The following is a 14427-nucleotide window of genomic DNA, read 5'->3' as shown; positions in this document are numbered from 1 at the left end:
AGGCTACCGGTGTGCACTCGGCCCACCCCACCGGATATCGCTCGCGTGTCACTTTGCCCTAATTGTCGGCCTTGGGGAAAAGTGGATGTGTTCTGTGCGCCCTCTGTCGGCGAGAGCATTTCATTCCCCGGGAATCCCCGGGAAGGGGAAGCGGCCGGGCGGCGCCTTGACCCGGGTTTCTTGATCGTCGCAGTCTTCGGTGAGTGTTGTCCACAGCGAAGCCGAACCCCCAGATGTTATCCACAGGCTGTGTGGAAAGTCTGTGGACTTCGGAATGAATCCTTCCGAAAGCCGCGTCCGGACCATGGGATTCCCTGATCAAACCCCTCTCGGGCACTCATTCGGGTGGGAATTCCCTCCCCTGGGGCGGTGATCGATGGAATTGGGTGGCAGCGGTCGACGTGCCGCCCCGTGGGGCAAGTGGGGTGAGTGGAGGTATTTGTCGACCTTGCCACCTTGTGTTGTCGACTTGTCCCCAGGTCGAGAAGCCCCCCTGTGGATAACTTCTGTGGATCATAGGAAATAGGCAGGTAGGACCGGCCGGGAACCTTCCCCCGTACGGTCCACAGGCCGTTTCCGTCCGTGTCACAGCCCGGCCCTCCCCGCCGCGCGGTCCGCTCCACGACCCGGCCCCGGCGCCTTGTCCGGCCCGGGCCCCGGCGCCTTGTTTCCCGCCGCGGCACGTCGTCCGTAAGCCCGCGCACGGAAAGCGGAAACGGAAGCGGAAACGGAAGCGGAAGCGGGCCGCAGGAATCAGCCGTCAGGCATGAGCCGGCATGTACCCGCGTGCCGGCGCGCGTCCGCGAGGAGAGCACGTGAGGTGGACGAGGTGCATGAGGCGTGCAGAGGGCCGGGAATGCTCAGGAACGCGTACGCGTCAGGCGCGGCCGTCCTGGCAGCGCGCCAGCCAGTCCGACGCCGAGGTGAAGTCGGCGTCCGATGTTCCGGCGCGCAGGGCGCGGACGTCCTCCGGCGCCACCCCGGCCCGAGGATAGGAACCGAGGAACCGCACCTTCGGGCAGATCCGCTTCAATCCCATGAGGGCCTCGCCGACCCGCCGGTCCGAAATGTGTCCCTCGGCGTCCACGGCGAAGCAGTAATTGCCGATACCCGCACCGGTCGGCCGTGACTGGATCAGCATCAGGTTCACGCCCCGTACGGCGAACTCCTGGAGCAATTCGAGGAGCGCGCCGGGGTGGTCGTCACCCAGCCAGATGACCACCGAGGTCTTGTCCGCGCCGGTCGGCGCGGCGGGCCGGGCCGGGCGGCCCACCAGGACGAACCGGGTCTCGGCGTTCTCGGCGTCATGGATCTCGGTGACCAGCGCTTCGAGCCCGTACGTCGCCGCCGCGAACTCGCCCGCGAAGGCGGCGTCGAACCGCCCCTCCTGCACCAGCCGCGCACCGTCCGCGTTGGAGGCGGCCGACTCCCACACCGCCTCGGGCAGATGCGCCCGCAGCCAGTTGCGCACCTGGGGCTGGGCCACCGGGTGACCGGTCACCGTCTTGATGTCCGACAGCTTCGTCCCGGGCCGGACCAGCAGGGCGAACGCGATCGGCAGCAGCACCTCGCGGTAGATCATCAACGGCTGGCCGGACGCCAGCTCGTCCAGGGTCGCGGTGACCCCGCCCTCCACCGAGTTCTCGATCGGTACGAGGGCGGCGGCGGCCTCCCCGTTCCGTACGGCGTCCAGCGCCGCGGGCACCGAGACCATCGGCACGAGCTCCCGCGTCGCGGCTTCGGGCAGCGTGCGCAGGGCCGCCTCGGTGAACGTGCCTTCGGGACCGAGATAGGTGTATCGCGTGGCCGACATACCGGTCACCCTAATGCGCCGGGCGGCGGTGGTGGTCCCGAAGACCGGCCCTCAGGACTCCAGCAGCCGCTGCCCCACGTACTCGCCCGCCGCGGGCCCGCCCGGAACGGCGAACAGGCCGCTCGACTCGTGCCGGATGAAGGGGGACAGCGCGTCCCCGCGGTCCAGTTTGCGCTGCACGGGCACGAAGCCCTTGAGCGGATCGGCCTGCCAGCAGATGAAGAGCAGCCCCGCGTCCGGGGTTCCGTCCGCGCCGATGCCGTCGTGGAAGGAGAAGGGGCGCCGCAGCATCGCCGCCCCGCCGTTCTGCTCGGGCGCGGAGATCCGGGCATGGGCGTTGTCGGGGACGATCAGCTTGCCGTCCGGACCCGTCCGGTCCAGATCGATCTCCGAGGTCTCGGCCCCGCCCGTCAGGGGCGCGCCGTCCGACTTCCGCCGCCCTATGACCAGCTCCTGCCTCTCCCGCGTCAGCTTCTCCCAGTCGTCCAGCAGCATCCGGATACGGCGGACGACGGCGTACGAGCCGCCCGCCATCCACGGCTGAGCGCCGCCGGCGGGCACGAAGATCCGCCGGTCGAAGTCCGGCTCGGACGGCTTCGGATTGCGCGAGCCGTCGACCTGGCCCATCAGGTTGCGGGTCGTCATCGGGCGGGCGGTGGCTCCCGGTGAACGGTTGAAGCCGTTCATCTGCCAGCGCACCTTCGCCGCCGCGCCCGCCTCCCGCTGGATCGCGCGCAGCGCGTGGAAGGCCACCAGCGCGTCGTCGGCGCCGATCTGCACCCACAGATCGCCGTTCGACCGCTTGGCGTCGAGCTGGTCCGACGAGAAAGCGGGCAGCGGGTCGAGCTCCACCGGCCGCCGCGCCACCAGGCCCGTACGGTCGAAGAAGGAGGCGCCGAAGCCGAAGGTGACGGTCAACGAGGAGGGCCCGGCGTCCAGCGCCACACCGGAGTCACCGCCGTCGAGCGGTTCGCCCGCCATCAGCGTCTCCGCCACCGCCGACCAGCGGCGCATCAGCGCGCTCGCCTCCCGGCGGCCCGCACCGGCCGCCAGGTCGAACGCCACCAGATGCCCGCGCGCCTGCAGCGGCTCGGTGATGCCCGCCTGGTGCGCGCCGCGGAACGCCACGCCCGTCGAACCGACGCTGGCCAGAGCCGTGCCGGGCTCGCCGGCGGCGGCCGCGTATCCGGCCGCGCCCCCGGTCGCGCCCAGCACCAGCCCGCTGGCGCCCGCCGCGCCCACGGTGCCCAGGAGGCGGCGCCTCGAAATGTCCACGTCGTTGCCCACGGTCAGTTCAGCCGATCTTCACGGTCTTGTCGATGGTCGTCTGGTCGATGTCGGAGGTGCGGACGGTCACCTGGAGCCGCCACTCGCCCGGCATGGGGATCTGCACGGCCTCGGCGCTCCAGTGTCCGGCCGCCACCCGGTCCGGGGTGATCGGCAGCGGGCCGATCGCCTTGGCGTCGAGGGTGAAGGAGACCTTCAGCTCCGGTGCGTCCAGGGGCCGTCCGTCCGCGCCGTCCAGGAAGACGTGCAGGGCGTTCGCGCCGGAGCGGCCGGGGTCGAGGCTGAGCCGGACGGTGCCCTTGCCGTTGGTGCCGCCGGTGTCGAACGGCAGGCTCAGGCCGATGGGCCGGTCCGGCACGGTGGTCGAGGACGAGGCCTTCGTCCGGTCGGCCTCCTCCTGTGTACGGCCGGGCTCGGTCGTCGTCAGCACGGTGGTGACGGCGAGCAGCACCACCGCGACCCCGGCCTCGGCCAGTACGGAACGGCGCAGCCCCGCCCGGTCGGCGTCGGCGTCCCGGACGCGCTTCTCGCGGGCGGTCGCCACGGCGGCCCGCTGCCGCGCGAGCTGGGCGGCACGCTCGGGATCGACGGGTGCCTCACCGGTCGCGGCACGCTCGGGTGCCCCACCGGTCGGCTCGGGTGCCTCGGCGGGCTCGGATGCCTCGCGCGCCGCCTCCCGTTCCTCCGCCGCCTCCGGCGCCTCTCCGGCCCCAGGAGCCTCGGCGTCAGCCGCCGGGAGGGGCGCCGACGGCTGCGTGGTCGTCTCCGCCAGCCGTCCCGTCCAGCGCCGTGAGATCCACGCCAGGCCGACCAGTACGGCGACCAGCGCCACCTTGACCAGCAGCAGCCGTCCGTACGGCGTGCCCGTCAGCGCGGACCACGAACCGACCTGCCGCCAGGACTGGTAGATCCCGGTCGCGGCGAGCACCAGCACCGAGCCGAACGCCAGCTGGGAGAACCGCCGTACCGCCGCCCGTTCGATGGACGGCTCCCGGTAGAGCGCGACGAGCAGCGACGTCAGGCCGCCCAGCCACGCGGCCATCGCCAGCAGATGCAGGATGTCGACCGGCATCGCGATGCCCGGCTGGAGACCGGCCGACGCGTGCTCGGACAGTGCCCAGGTCCCGGCCAGCCCGGCCGCGACGACGGTGCCGCCGGCCGCCAGCCCGAAGGTCAGGTCCTTCTTCTCGCCCGTCTCCTCGCGCCGCGCGTACGCCCCGAAGAGCACGGCGACGAAGAGCGCCGCCGCGCCGAGCAGCAGCAGCCGCGAGATGAGCGCGGCGCCCGTCCTGGTCTCCAGGACCGCCCCGAGTCCGCCCAGGTCGAAGGCGTCGGCGAGCCTGCCCGAGCCGGTGTACGGGCTCCGCAGCAGCAACAGGACCAGCGTGGCCGCCGTCAGCGTCAGCCAGCCCCGGACGACGAGCCGCTGCATCGGCCGTACGCTCGCGCCGCGCGGCCAGCACGCCAGGACGAAGGCCACGCCGCCCACCAGCAGGATGAAGCCGGCGTACGAGAGGTAGCGGGTGATGTCGTACAGGAGGCCGACGAGGCCGCCGCCCGCCTCCTGCGCGGGCAGGGCGACGGTCGTCTTCGACGGGGCGCCGATGGAGAAGGTGTACGCGCCGGCGATCGGGTGGCTGTCGGCGGAGACGGCCTGCCAGGCCACCGTGTAGGTGCCGTCCGGCAGGCCGGCGTGCAGGTCCACGCCGTACTTGACGACGGATCCGCTGCACAGGTCGCGCAGTTCACCGGTGTCGGCGCGCTTGCCGCTCGGTTCGAGCACCCGGATCGAGTCGTCGCCCATGGCGACCTGCTCGGAGAAGGTGAGCGTGATCCCCTTGGGCGCGGTGGCGACCACCGCCCCGTCCTTCGGGTCGCTCCCGGTCAGCGCGGCGTGCGCCGACGCGGGGGCCGCGCCGGCGAGCAGGGCGCCGAGCAGCGTGGCCGCGACGAGCAGCAGCCGGGCGAGGGTGGTTCCGAAGCGCGGGGCGGTGGCCGTCATGGTGTGTCAGTCCCCCAGTGCCTGGTGCTTCTTCGGGTTGTGGTTGGGTGCCTCGACGGGAAGCTCGACCTTGACCGGGTCGGACTTCTCGAAGCGCAGCTCGATGCTCACCTTGTCGCCCTGCGCGGGCTTCTCCTTGATGGCCATGAACATGATGTGGCTGCCGCCTCGTTCGAGGTTCAGCTCACCACCGGCGGGGATGTCGAAGGACTTCACCTGCCGCATCTTCTGGTCCTTCGTCTCGTGGATCTGGACGTCGTCCGAGAGGGGACTGGTGACGGAGGTGAGCCTGTCCGCGCTGTCGCCGGTGTTCTCGATGGTGAGGAAGCCGGCGGCCATGTCCGTGGCCGGCTGCGGCATGAACGCGCCGCTGACCTTCAGCTCCGGCTCGGACCCGGAGGAACAGCCGCCCAGCGCCATGGCACCGGCGAGGGCTATGGCGGCGGTCAGGGCGGTGGTGGTGCGGCGGGTCACGGGTTCTCCCCCTTGATGATCTTCGGCAGGTCCTTGGCGTAGTCCTCGGCGGTGGTGTCCTCGCCGTACAGGACGTAGCCCTGGTCCGTCTTGGGGGAGAAGGCGATCACCTGTGCGCCGTGCATGGAGACGACGGAGCCGTCCTTCTCCTTCACCGGCGCGTCGATGCCGATGCCGATCTGCCGGGCGCCCGCCTGGATGGTCGGGAAGTCGCCGGTCAGCCCGGTGAACGAGGGGTCGCCCGCCGAGGGCAGCCACTTGGCGAGCTCGGCGGGGGTGTCCCGTTCGGGGTCGGTGGTGACGAAGACGACCTGGAGCTTGTCCTGGTCGGCCTTGGGGAGCTTCTTCTTGGCGATGGCGATGTTGCTCATCGTCAGCGGGCAGACGTCGGGGCAGTGGGTGTAACCGAAGTAGATCAGCGTCGGCCTGCCCTTGGTCCGCTCGCGGAAGTCGTACTTCTTGCCCTGGGTGTCCGTGAGGACGAGGTTGGGCTTCTCGTACGGCCGGTCGAGCACCGTCCCGGGCCTGGAGGAGTCCGTGCCGGTGGACACCTCGGCGAGGGGGCTGCCCGCCTCGTCGGTGCCGTCGCCGTCGCAGGCGGACAGGGTGAGCGCCGCCGCGGCGACGAGCGCCGTGGCGATCAGCGGGGTACGCCGGGCGCGGCGGGGCCGCGCGGCGCGGTGGGGGTTGCGCATGAGGTTCTCTCTCGGAGTTCTCTGGGAGTTCTCTCGTGGGGACGGCGGGCCGTCGGGCCCGCCGTCCCCACGCGGGTCATCAGGCCTGCCGGCGACGTCCCGCGAGCACGCCGAAGGCGACACCGGCGGCACCGACCAGGATGCCGACGACGCCGAGGACGCGGGCGGTGGTGTCGCTGCCGGACGTCTCCGCCGCGGTCTTCTTCTCGTCGTGGCCCTTGGCGTCGGCCTTGTCGTCGGCCTTGGTGCCGGCCGCCGCGGAGGCGCCCCCGTGGTGATCGTCCGACGCGGCGGACAGCTTGAGCACGGGCGCCGGCGTCTGCGGCTCCGGGGCGCCGTCCTTCGGCTCCTCGATCCAGCGGACGACCTCGTTGTTGTCGTACGTCTGGAGGGCCTTGAAGACGAGCTTGTCGGCGTCCTCGGGCAGCTGGCCCATGGAGACCGTGAACTGCTGGAACTGGCCGGGCGCGATCTTCGACCCGGCGGCGGTCCAGGTGATCTTGGTGGCCGCCTCGGTGATCTGCTTGCCGTGGACCTCAAGGGGCTTGGCCAGCTTGGCCTTGGTGACCTCGGCCTTCCAGCCGGGGACCGGCTGGGTCGAGACCGACGCCAGCGGGTGGTCGGCGGGGAGGGAGACCTCGACCTTGACCGTGGAGGCGTTGTCGCGCTCGTTGGGGACCTTGAAGTCGACGGTCGCGTAGCCGCCCTTGGCGGCCTCGCCCTGCGGCTGGACGCTGACGTGCGCGGACGCCGTACCCGAGAGCAGGGCGAGGGAGGAGACGGCGAGGCCGCCGACAAGGGCGATACGTGAAACCTTCATGGCAGGACACACTCCATGGAGAGCAGGAAGAGGTGCGTGCACCGGCGTACGCCGGCGGGCGGACGCGGGAGCACCGCGACGCCACTCCCGTGAGTGCGTCGCGTCAGGCTGCGAGGAGGAATACGGCCGGCGGGCCGCGCCTGATCACCGTGTGCTGAAGTGCGCCCGCCGCGGCCGGCGGCGGGAAGTCCTGGTCGTCGCGGGCCGGCCGGGGCCCGGCCGAGGGCAGCGAGGGCAGTCCGGCCACCAGGGCGCGTACGAGAACGAGGGCGGCGCGCAGGGAGCGTACGAGCGCCGCTTCGGCGATCCCGGTGACGCCCGCGGCGCCTTCGGCGGACAGCGCGGCGAGCCGCGTCAGCGCCAGGTCGCCGCGGCGCAGCAGCCAGCCGGTCACGAGGGCGGCCATCAGGTGCCCGAGGACCATGGGCAGGCTGGGCCACAGCCCGGCCGACCCGGCCGCCCCGCCCGCCGGGTGGAGGTGAGCGGTCGCCGTCGCCGGGTCGAGCCCGGCCGTGGTGACGATCCGGTGCGCGTCCGTGGGGCTGAGCGACGAGGCGCCCGCTCCGCACACCAGCTTGGCGGCCATCCGGATCAGCGCGTCGTCCGCCTGGGGGCCGACCGCGAGACGCTGGTGCTGTCCGACCCCGAACAGCGTGTGCAGGGCCAGTTGTCCGCCCGTCAGGGCCGTGGCGATCACCGGCAGCGAGCGGTCGCGTCCCGTGAACGGGAAGGTCGCCCCGAGGATCCCCAGGAAGCCGAGGGCCAGGGTCCACCAGGGAACGGTGGCGCACGCGGCGAGCACATGGCCCAGCGCGGACAGCACGACGCAGACCGCGGCGAACACCGCGGCCCTCAGAAGCCGCAGACCGGCTCCGGCGCGTACGACCGGCGTAGGGGCAGACATGGCCGGGCCATCATCGCACTGCCCTCACACCCTCCATACGGCAGGTCCGGAAGGTCGTCTTTGCCACACGGGGTCCGGCACCGTCCGCCGTACCCGACACCGCCCGACACGGCCCGACACGGCCCCACACCGCCTGGCGTCGTCCGGGAACACCCGGATTATCGGCTGTCGTTCAGAAACCCGCCCGGATGTCCTGGTACCTGGTGGGACGGTCGAGGACGGCACCGCATACACCGGCGTCCGGGGCACGCGCGTCCGCCGAATGAGCGTTCCGAGCGCGATGGCGTGCTTACGGAACGGAAGGCGAGGCAATACGTAACGGTATGTCGAGCCGCAGCCAGGAGGCTGGAGCATGAGCATCTGGTGGTCCCTCCATTTGCGGCGCGAGGCTGCGAGCGTTCCGCTCGCCCGTCGCCTTCTCCTCGGCACCATGGAGACCGCCGGGGTCGACCCGGACATCTCGTACGATCTGTCGCTCGCTCTCAGCGAGGCCTGCGCGAACGCGGTCGAGCACGGCGGGCTGACGGCGTCGGGCGAAGCCTCGACGGAGTTCCGGGTGACCGCGTACCTGGATGGCGAGAAGTGCCGCATCGAAGTGGCGGACTCCGGGCCGGGCTTCCCGGCGGGCCCGGTCCGTACCGTGCGCAGGCCCGCGCCGGAGGCGGAGGACGGACGGGGGCTGCGGCTCATCGAGGAGCTGGCCGACCACGTCCACTTCGGCAACCGATCGGGCCGGGGCGGCGCGGTGGTGAGCTTCGACAAGATCGTCAAGTGGCGCACGGACGCACCTCTCGTCGCCATGTGACGCCCCGCCCCCTCCCGGGGCGGAGGCCCCTCGCGGGCGGAACCCCGCGCGCCCGCGCGAGCACAAGCCCCGCGCACACGGCGGGTCCCCCGCCGGAACACCCCGGCGGGGGACCCTCGTCCGCGACCGGCTCACGCCAGGCTCGCCGCTCACCCGGGACCCACCCGGGCTCATCCAGGACCCACCCGGGCTCACCCGGGCTCATCCGGGGAACGCCCCGCCCGCGGAGAGACCGGACAGGGGCTCTCGCGTCAGCCCTTCAGCGCGGCCATCCACGCCTCGACCTCGTCCGACCGGCGCGGCAGCGCTGCGGAGAGGTTCCGGTTGCCGTCCTCGGTGACCAGGATGTCGTCCTCGATCCGGACCCCGATGCCCCGGTACTCCTCCGGAACCGTCATGTCGTCGGCCTGGAAGTACAGTCCCGGCTCGACCGTCAGGCACATGCCCGGCTCCAGCGTGCCCTCGACGTACGTCTCGGTCCGCGCGGCCGCGCAGTCGTGGACGTCCATGCCGAGCATGTGGCCGGTGCCGTGCAGGGTCCAGCGACGCTGGAGGCCCAGCTCCAGGACCCGCTCCACCGGGCCCTCGACCAGGCCCCACTCGACGAGCTTCTCGGCGAGCACGCGCTGCGAGGCGTCGTGGAAGTCGCGGTACCCGGCACCCGGCTTGACCGCGGCGATGCCCGCCTCCTGCGCCTCGTACACCGCGTCGTAGATCTTGCGCTGGAGGTCGGAGTAGCGGCCGTTGACCGGCAGCGTGCGGGTGACGTCGGCGGTGTAGAGGGTGGTGGTCTCGACGCCGGCGTCGAGCAGCAGCAGATCGCCGGAGCGGACGGGGCCGTCGTTGCGCACCCAGTGCAGCGTGGTGGCGTGCGGGCCGGCGGCGCAGATGGAGCCGTAGCCGATGTCGTTGCCCTCGACGCGGGCGCGCAGGAAGAAGGTGCCCTCGATGTAGCGCTCGCTGGTCGCCTCGGCCTTGTCCAGGACGCGGACGACGTCCTCGAAGCCGCGGGCGGTCGAGTCGCAGGCGCGCTGGAGCTCGCCGATCTCGAACGCGTCCTTCACCAGGCGCGCCTCGGAGAGGTACACCCGCAGTTCCTCGTCGCGCTCGGCGGTGACCTTGTCCGTCAGGGCCTTCTCGACGCCGGCGTCGTGGCCGCGGACGACGCGGACCGGGCCGGTGGCCCCGGCGAGGTGCGCGGGCAGTTCGCGGACGTCCTTCGCCGGGATGCCGAGGAGCTGCTCGGCCTCGGTGAGGGAGTGCCGCCGGCCGACCCACAGCTCGCCCTGGCCGTCCAGCCAGAACTCGCCGTTCTCCCGGTTGGAGCGGGGCAGCAGGTAGACCGTCGCCCGGTGGCCGCCGTCCTTCTCCGGCTCCAGCACCAGGACGCCGTCCTGGGTGTGGTCACCGGTGAGGTACGCGTACTCGGTGGACGGCCGGAAGGCGTACTCGGTGTCGTTCGAGCGGGTCTTCAGGTTGCCCGCGGGAATGACCAGACGCTCGCCGGGGAAGCGCCGGGAGAGCGCGGCACGGCGGTCGGCGGTGTGGGCGGCCTGGGGGATCGGCTCCAGACCGTGCAGCTCCGTATCGGCCCAGCCGGACTTCATGTTCTCGGCGAGCTCGTCGGACACGCCCGGGTACAGGCCGTTCTTGCGCTGCTTGATCGGCTCTTCGTCCGCTGCGTCAGCAGCCTGGTCCGACACAGTTTCCGGGGTCTCCGGCAGGAGCTCTTCGGCCACGGGTCCGCCTCCTTCTGGTACGTCACTGAACCCCCTCCATCGTACGGTCGTACGGAAGGGGGCCCAGGGCCGGAAGACCCGTTACACAGAGCGGCCGGATGTCACGCGAACCGGGCGGCGAGCAGCATCACGTCCTCGCCGCTCCCGGTCCGGTCCGGGCCGTCGGGCAGCATCGTCCGCAGCACGTGGTCGGCGATCGCCCCGGGGTCGTCCCGGTCGGCCCCGGGTACGGTCACGGCCGCCGTGTGCAGCCGGGCGAAGGCACGGTCCATGGGTTCTCCGGTGCGCCGCAGCAGCCCGTCCGTGTAGAGCAGCACCGTTTCTCCGGGTTCCGGCGCGAGCTCCACGCTCGGCGCCTCCCAGCAGGCGAGCATGCCCAGGGGCGCCGACAGGGAGGTCTCCACGTACTCGGTGCGCCGCGTGCCGATGACGAGCGGCGGGGCGTGCCCGGCGCCGGCCAGCACGATCTTGCGGGCGGCGGGCTCGCAGTACGCGAAGAGCGCCGTGGCGGACCGGGCGGGTTCGGTCAGGCGCAGCAGCAGTTCGAGATCGGAGAGCACGGCGACCGGGTCCTCGCCCTCCATGACGGCGTAGGCCCGCAGGGAGGCGCGCAGCCTTCCCATCGCGGCCAGCGCGCTCGGCCCGGAGCCGGAGACCGAGCCGACGGCCAGTCCGAGCGCGCCCTCGGGCAGCGGCAGGGCGTCGTACCAGTCGCCGCCCCCGTGCGGTCCCCTGCGGTGCCGGGCGGCGAGCTGGACCCCCGGGACCCGGGGGAGGCGGCTGGGCAGGAGCTCCTCGGCGATGGTGGCCAGGGTGGCGCGGCCGCGCTCCAGCTCCAGGAGGCGGGCCAGGTGTTCGGAGGCGTACTGCCCGTAGAGGCCCACCAGGTAGCGCCGGCGCTCGGCCGGTTCGGCGGGCTCGTCGTACAGCCATACGGCGGCGCCCAGCTTCCCGGCGGTCCCGGTGGCGAGCGGCACGGCGTAACTGGCGGCGTAGCCGAGGCGTGCGGCGACCTCGCGGTGGCGGGGGTCGAGCCCTTCGTCCCCGAGCAGGTCGGGCACGGCGACCGGGTCGGGAATCCCGGCCGCGCTGTCCATGAGCCGCCCGTAGGAGGTGGCGCCGCGCGGCACCGTCTCGATGTGGCCGATCTCCGCGCGGGCGAGGCCGAGCCCGATGGTCCTGGCGGGCCCGAGCCCGTCGGCGGGTTCGAGGACGGCCATACCGCGACGAGCGCCCACCAGGGCGGCACCGGCGCGCAGCAGTTCGTGCAGTGCGTCGTCGAGGGTGCCGGTGCGGGCGAGGCGCTCGGTGAGTTCGTGGAGGGTGGTGAGGTCGGAGACCCAGCCTGCCAGCCGGTCCTGGATCAGCGCACCGGGGGCGGACGCCGCGACCGGGATGCCCGCATGGGGCGTCGCAGTGTGCGCGGGGGCCGGGACCGTTGGATCGATTCCGGCCACTTTCGGCAGGTGAGGGGCGCTCATGACAGCCGGCTTTCCGGCTGGTGCGTATCGCTGAATAGCATCGCAAACCCCCATGTCATTCTGCGCCGCTATCTCTGTATCCACATGTACACGCAGAAGTAAGGGGATGTCCAGCATTGTCCCAGTGGGGCGTGGGGTGTTTGTGGGATCCACAACTTGGCCAAAAAATGCTCCCTATGGGTGGGGTTCACGATCGACTGAGGCCGTTCGAATGGGGGCACCCCCCAGGGCGGAGCCACCCGGCGAAGTCCCAGGAGGGAGCGTCATTCCGAGCATGCTGGGTACGTAAACGGTGTTGGTCAGGGGTAGTTGGGGCAGACCCGGAACCCTGCGGTGGGCCCTGGCGTCCTCACCACCGAAGGCCACGCCCCATCCCCGAGTGGCGGGGAAAGTTCAGCGGGACAGCAAGCGCCATGGGCGCGCCACCCCTCGCCACACGTTTAATGGACTTACAGCCCACGCTCGGCCCCCGTCACCGCCGACCGGCGGTGTTGCTCACCGCAGGCGAAGAGGGCCGACCCATGCCGAAGGCAGGGGCGGTGATGCGCCGGCTTGTACGCACAGCGAAGTAGCACACACATGGTGTGATGTGGACCCTCGGCGTTCAACGGAAAGGAACGAGCGCTCATGCGCGAGATCCTCGGAAGGCGACGCAGGCTCCGGTTCCGGCGCAGGGATAGGGCCGCCGCCCAGCTCGACGCGGCGCTCGTCTGCGCCACCGAGTGGGACTGGCCCGTTCTGCCCGGTGCCGGTCTCAAGGCGGCCGGTGGCCGCGGCGACCGGCCGCGCGGTTGTGCCTGCCCCGATCCCGACTGCGTCGTACCCGGCGCACACCCCTTCGACCCGGGGCTGCTGGCGGCCTCCACCGACGAGCGCATGGTGCGCTGGTGGTGGGGCAACCGGCCGGACGCCCCGATCGTCCTCGCCACCGGTGGCCGTGCGCCGTGCGCGGTGAGCCTGCCCGCCGTCGCGGGGGCGCGCGCGCTGGCCGCCCTGGACCGGACGGGCCTGCGGACCGGACCTGTGGTGGCGACACCGACCCGCTGGTCGATCCTGGTCGCCCCCTACACCCTCGAACAGCTCGGCGAACTGCTGTACGTGAAGGACTGCGTGCCCAGTTCGCTGCGCTTCCACGGCGAAGGCGGCTATCTGATGCTGCCGCCGTCCGGGACCGGGACGGGGCAGGTCCGCTGGGAGCGCGCCCCGCTCGCCGGTTCCGCCGCCCCCTGGCTGCCGGATGTCGAGGCGGTGGTGGACGCGCTGGTGGAGGCGAGCACGAGCGCCCCGGACGGGGGCAGCCGGCTCCGGTACTGACGGGCCGGCGGACCCCGCTCCCCGAGGACGCCGGGACGTCCCGCGGGCCTCGGGGGAGCGAGGGTGGCCCGCCGGGGGCGGCTTGTCACTCGTACGGGTGCGAGCCGGGCCGAGTTGCGGGGGAATCGGGCGCGCGGCCGCCGGGTGCCCCTCGTCCGCCGATATCTTCGGCCCACCGTCAGGAACTCCCGTACCAGCCGTCAGGTGGGCACCCTCATGAATCTCCGTGTGTTCGGGCTGGGAGCCGCCGTGGCGCTCACCGCGCTGCTGCCGCTGGTGGCGGTCGCGGGCCCCGCCGACGGCCCCGACCCGCTCGCGCTGTCCACGGGCGAAGGCCACGACGACGGCGACGACAGCGGGGCCCGGGCGGCCGGCGCGGGAGACGGCGGCGACGCCCGGAGCGCCCGGACGGGTGCGGGCGCGAACCGTACAGCAGCCGGTGACTCCGCGACGACCGGTTCCGCCAAGGGGCTTCTGGCCGGAATCGATACGGCGGGCGCCCCATCTGCCCGCTCTGTGCCCTCGGGCCCCTCGGCGCCCCCGGCACCGGCGGGAGCCGGGCGCGTCGTGCGCTGCGGTCCCGAGCTGGCCTCGCCCCACGGGGTCGAGGCGCAGACCTGTGTCCTGACCGAGGGCGCCGGGACCTGGGCGCGTACCTACTACCGCAACGCGACGGGCGACGAGCTGGCCGCCGTACTTTCCTTGATGGGCCCCGGCGGGCGCACCGTACAAACGCATTGCGCGGTTCCTGCGGAGGACGAGCCGGGCTCCTGCGAGACGCCGAAGGAACGCACGCGCGGTAAGTCCGGGGAATACACGGCGGTGTCGGAGTTCGCGAAGTTCACCGGAAGCGGCGACATCACGGAAAGTCCGCTGCTGCTGCGCTCGGGGAGCAACTCGCCAGGCCCTGCGGCCAGTTGAGGCGTCCGAGCGGAAGGGTGCATTCCGTGGAAAGTGAAGGGCCCGGTCGCTGGCGACGGGGGATGCACCAGCGACCGGGCTTCTAGAACCGTAACAAGAGATCGGCAGTTCGCAAATTCGATCTCTCTTATTCGGACAGGGATTTACCCGCGGGTACAGCGTTTGTGGCGGA

The 14427-nt window shown here is 72.2% G+C and carries 12 protein-coding genes; 3 read left to right on the top strand and 9 right to left on the bottom strand.

Annotation, left to right across the window (positions count from 1 at the left end; translation table 11 throughout):
- Positions 1–877: 877 nt before the first annotated feature.
- The 7 genes from pheA to PUR26_RS17890 all read right to left on the bottom strand — a co-directional run bounded on the left by pheA (position 878) and on the right by PUR26_RS17890 (position 7995).
- A complete protein-coding gene (gene pheA / locus PUR26_RS17920; protein ID WP_329873392.1) occupies positions 878–1813 on the bottom strand; it encodes a prephenate dehydratase in 936 nt (311 codons plus the stop codon).
- Between the two features lie 51 nt (positions 1814–1864).
- Complete coding sequence (gene efeB, locus PUR26_RS17915) at positions 1865–3088, bottom strand: iron uptake transporter deferrochelatase/peroxidase subunit (protein ID WP_443077097.1); 1224 nt, start codon at positions 3086–3088, stop codon at positions 1865–1867.
- Positions 3089–3107: 19 nt separating this feature from the next.
- Positions 3108–5102, bottom strand: a complete 1995-nt coding sequence (locus PUR26_RS17910; RefSeq protein WP_329873391.1) for a copper resistance CopC/CopD family protein — start codon at positions 5100–5102, stop codon at positions 3108–3110.
- 6 nt (positions 5103–5108) lie between these two features.
- Positions 5109–5522, bottom strand: a complete 414-nt coding sequence (locus PUR26_RS17905) for a copper chaperone PCu(A)C (protein WP_329873518.1) — start codon at positions 5520–5522, stop codon at positions 5109–5111.
- A 50-nt stretch (positions 5523–5572) separates the two neighbouring features.
- The gene (locus tag PUR26_RS17900; RefSeq protein ID WP_329873390.1) at positions 5573–6271 is read right to left on the bottom strand and encodes an SCO family protein; all 699 of its coding nucleotides are present in this window, start codon (positions 6269–6271) and stop codon (positions 5573–5575) included.
- A gap of 79 nt (positions 6272–6350) precedes the next feature.
- The gene (locus PUR26_RS17895) at positions 6351–7091 is read right to left on the bottom strand and encodes a YcnI family copper-binding membrane protein (protein WP_329873389.1); all 741 of its coding nucleotides are present in this window, start codon (positions 7089–7091) and stop codon (positions 6351–6353) included.
- 103 nt (positions 7092–7194) lie between these two features.
- Positions 7195–7995 carry a hypothetical protein gene (locus PUR26_RS17890; RefSeq protein ID WP_329873388.1) on the bottom strand — a complete coding sequence of 267 codons (801 nt, stop codon included), beginning with the start codon at positions 7993–7995 and terminating at the stop codon, positions 7195–7197.
- A 352-nt stretch (positions 7996–8347) separates the two neighbouring features.
- Here PUR26_RS17890 and PUR26_RS17885 point away from each other — a divergent pair, with 352 nt between their 5' ends.
- Positions 8348–8800: an ATP-binding protein gene (locus PUR26_RS17885; protein ID WP_329873387.1), complete on the top strand. Its 453-nt coding sequence runs from the start codon at positions 8348–8350 to the stop codon at positions 8798–8800.
- Between the two features lie 251 nt (positions 8801–9051).
- On the opposite strand, the gene PUR26_RS17880 is transcribed toward PUR26_RS17885, so the two are convergent.
- Positions 9052–10539, bottom strand: a complete 1488-nt coding sequence (locus PUR26_RS17880; protein WP_329873386.1) for an aminopeptidase P family protein — start codon at positions 10537–10539, stop codon at positions 9052–9054.
- Positions 10540–10640: 101 nt separating this feature from the next.
- Entirely contained in the window at positions 10641–12137 is a 1497-nt protein-coding gene (locus tag PUR26_RS17875; protein ID WP_329873385.1) for a PP2C family protein-serine/threonine phosphatase, read from the bottom strand.
- A gap of 510 nt (positions 12138–12647) precedes the next feature.
- Between PUR26_RS17875 and PUR26_RS17870 the strand changes: the two genes are divergently transcribed.
- Together PUR26_RS17870 and PUR26_RS17865 are read left to right on the top strand one after the other, a co-directional pair.
- Positions 12648–13334, top strand: coding sequence for a bifunctional DNA primase/polymerase (locus PUR26_RS17870; RefSeq protein ID WP_329873384.1), 687 nt, complete (start codon positions 12648–12650; stop codon positions 13332–13334).
- A gap of 216 nt (positions 13335–13550) precedes the next feature.
- A complete protein-coding gene (locus tag PUR26_RS17865; protein ID WP_329873383.1) occupies positions 13551–14255 on the top strand; it encodes a hypothetical protein in 705 nt (234 codons plus the stop codon).
- Positions 14256–14427: the final 172 nt, after the last annotated feature.

The organism is Streptomyces sp. SP18CS02 (assembly GCF_036322365.1).
GTDB lineage: Bacteria > Actinomycetota > Actinomycetes > Streptomycetales > Streptomycetaceae > Streptomyces.
This window is presented reverse-complemented; position numbering and strand designations above follow the sequence as displayed.

What these genes read in the sequence shown, in the direction of transcription:
- pheA (WP_329873392.1), bottom strand. Translation starts at nt 1,813, where the DNA reads ATGTCGGCCACGCGATACACCTATCTCGGTCCCGAAGGCACGTTCACC.
- PUR26_RS17910 (WP_329873391.1), bottom strand. Translation starts at nt 5,102, where the DNA reads ATGACGGCCACCGCCCCGCGCTTCGGAACCACCCTCGCCCGGCTGCTG.
- PUR26_RS17905 (WP_329873518.1), bottom strand. Translation starts at nt 5,522, where the DNA reads ATGGCGCTGGGCGGCTGTTCCTCCGGGTCCGAGCCGGAGCTGAAGGTC.
- PUR26_RS17900 (WP_329873390.1), bottom strand. Translation starts at nt 6,271, where the DNA reads ATGCGCAACCCCCACCGCGCCGCGCGGCCCCGCCGCGCCCGGCGTACC.
- PUR26_RS17895 (WP_329873389.1), bottom strand. Translation starts at nt 7,091, where the DNA reads ATGAAGGTTTCACGTATCGCCCTTGTCGGCGGCCTCGCCGTCTCCTCC.
- PUR26_RS17890 (WP_329873388.1), bottom strand. Translation starts at nt 7,995, where the DNA reads ATGTCTGCCCCTACGCCGGTCGTACGCGCCGGAGCCGGTCTGCGGCTT.
- PUR26_RS17885 (WP_329873387.1), top strand. Translation starts at nt 8,348, where the DNA reads ATGAGCATCTGGTGGTCCCTCCATTTGCGGCGCGAGGCTGCGAGCGTT.
- PUR26_RS17875 (WP_329873385.1), bottom strand. Translation starts at nt 12,137, where the DNA reads ATGCTGGACATCCCCTTACTTCTGCGTGTACATGTGGATACAGAGATA.
- PUR26_RS17870 (WP_329873384.1), top strand. Translation starts at nt 12,648, where the DNA reads ATGCGCGAGATCCTCGGAAGGCGACGCAGGCTCCGGTTCCGGCGCAGG.
- PUR26_RS17865 (WP_329873383.1), top strand. Translation starts at nt 13,551, where the DNA reads ATGAATCTCCGTGTGTTCGGGCTGGGAGCCGCCGTGGCGCTCACCGCG.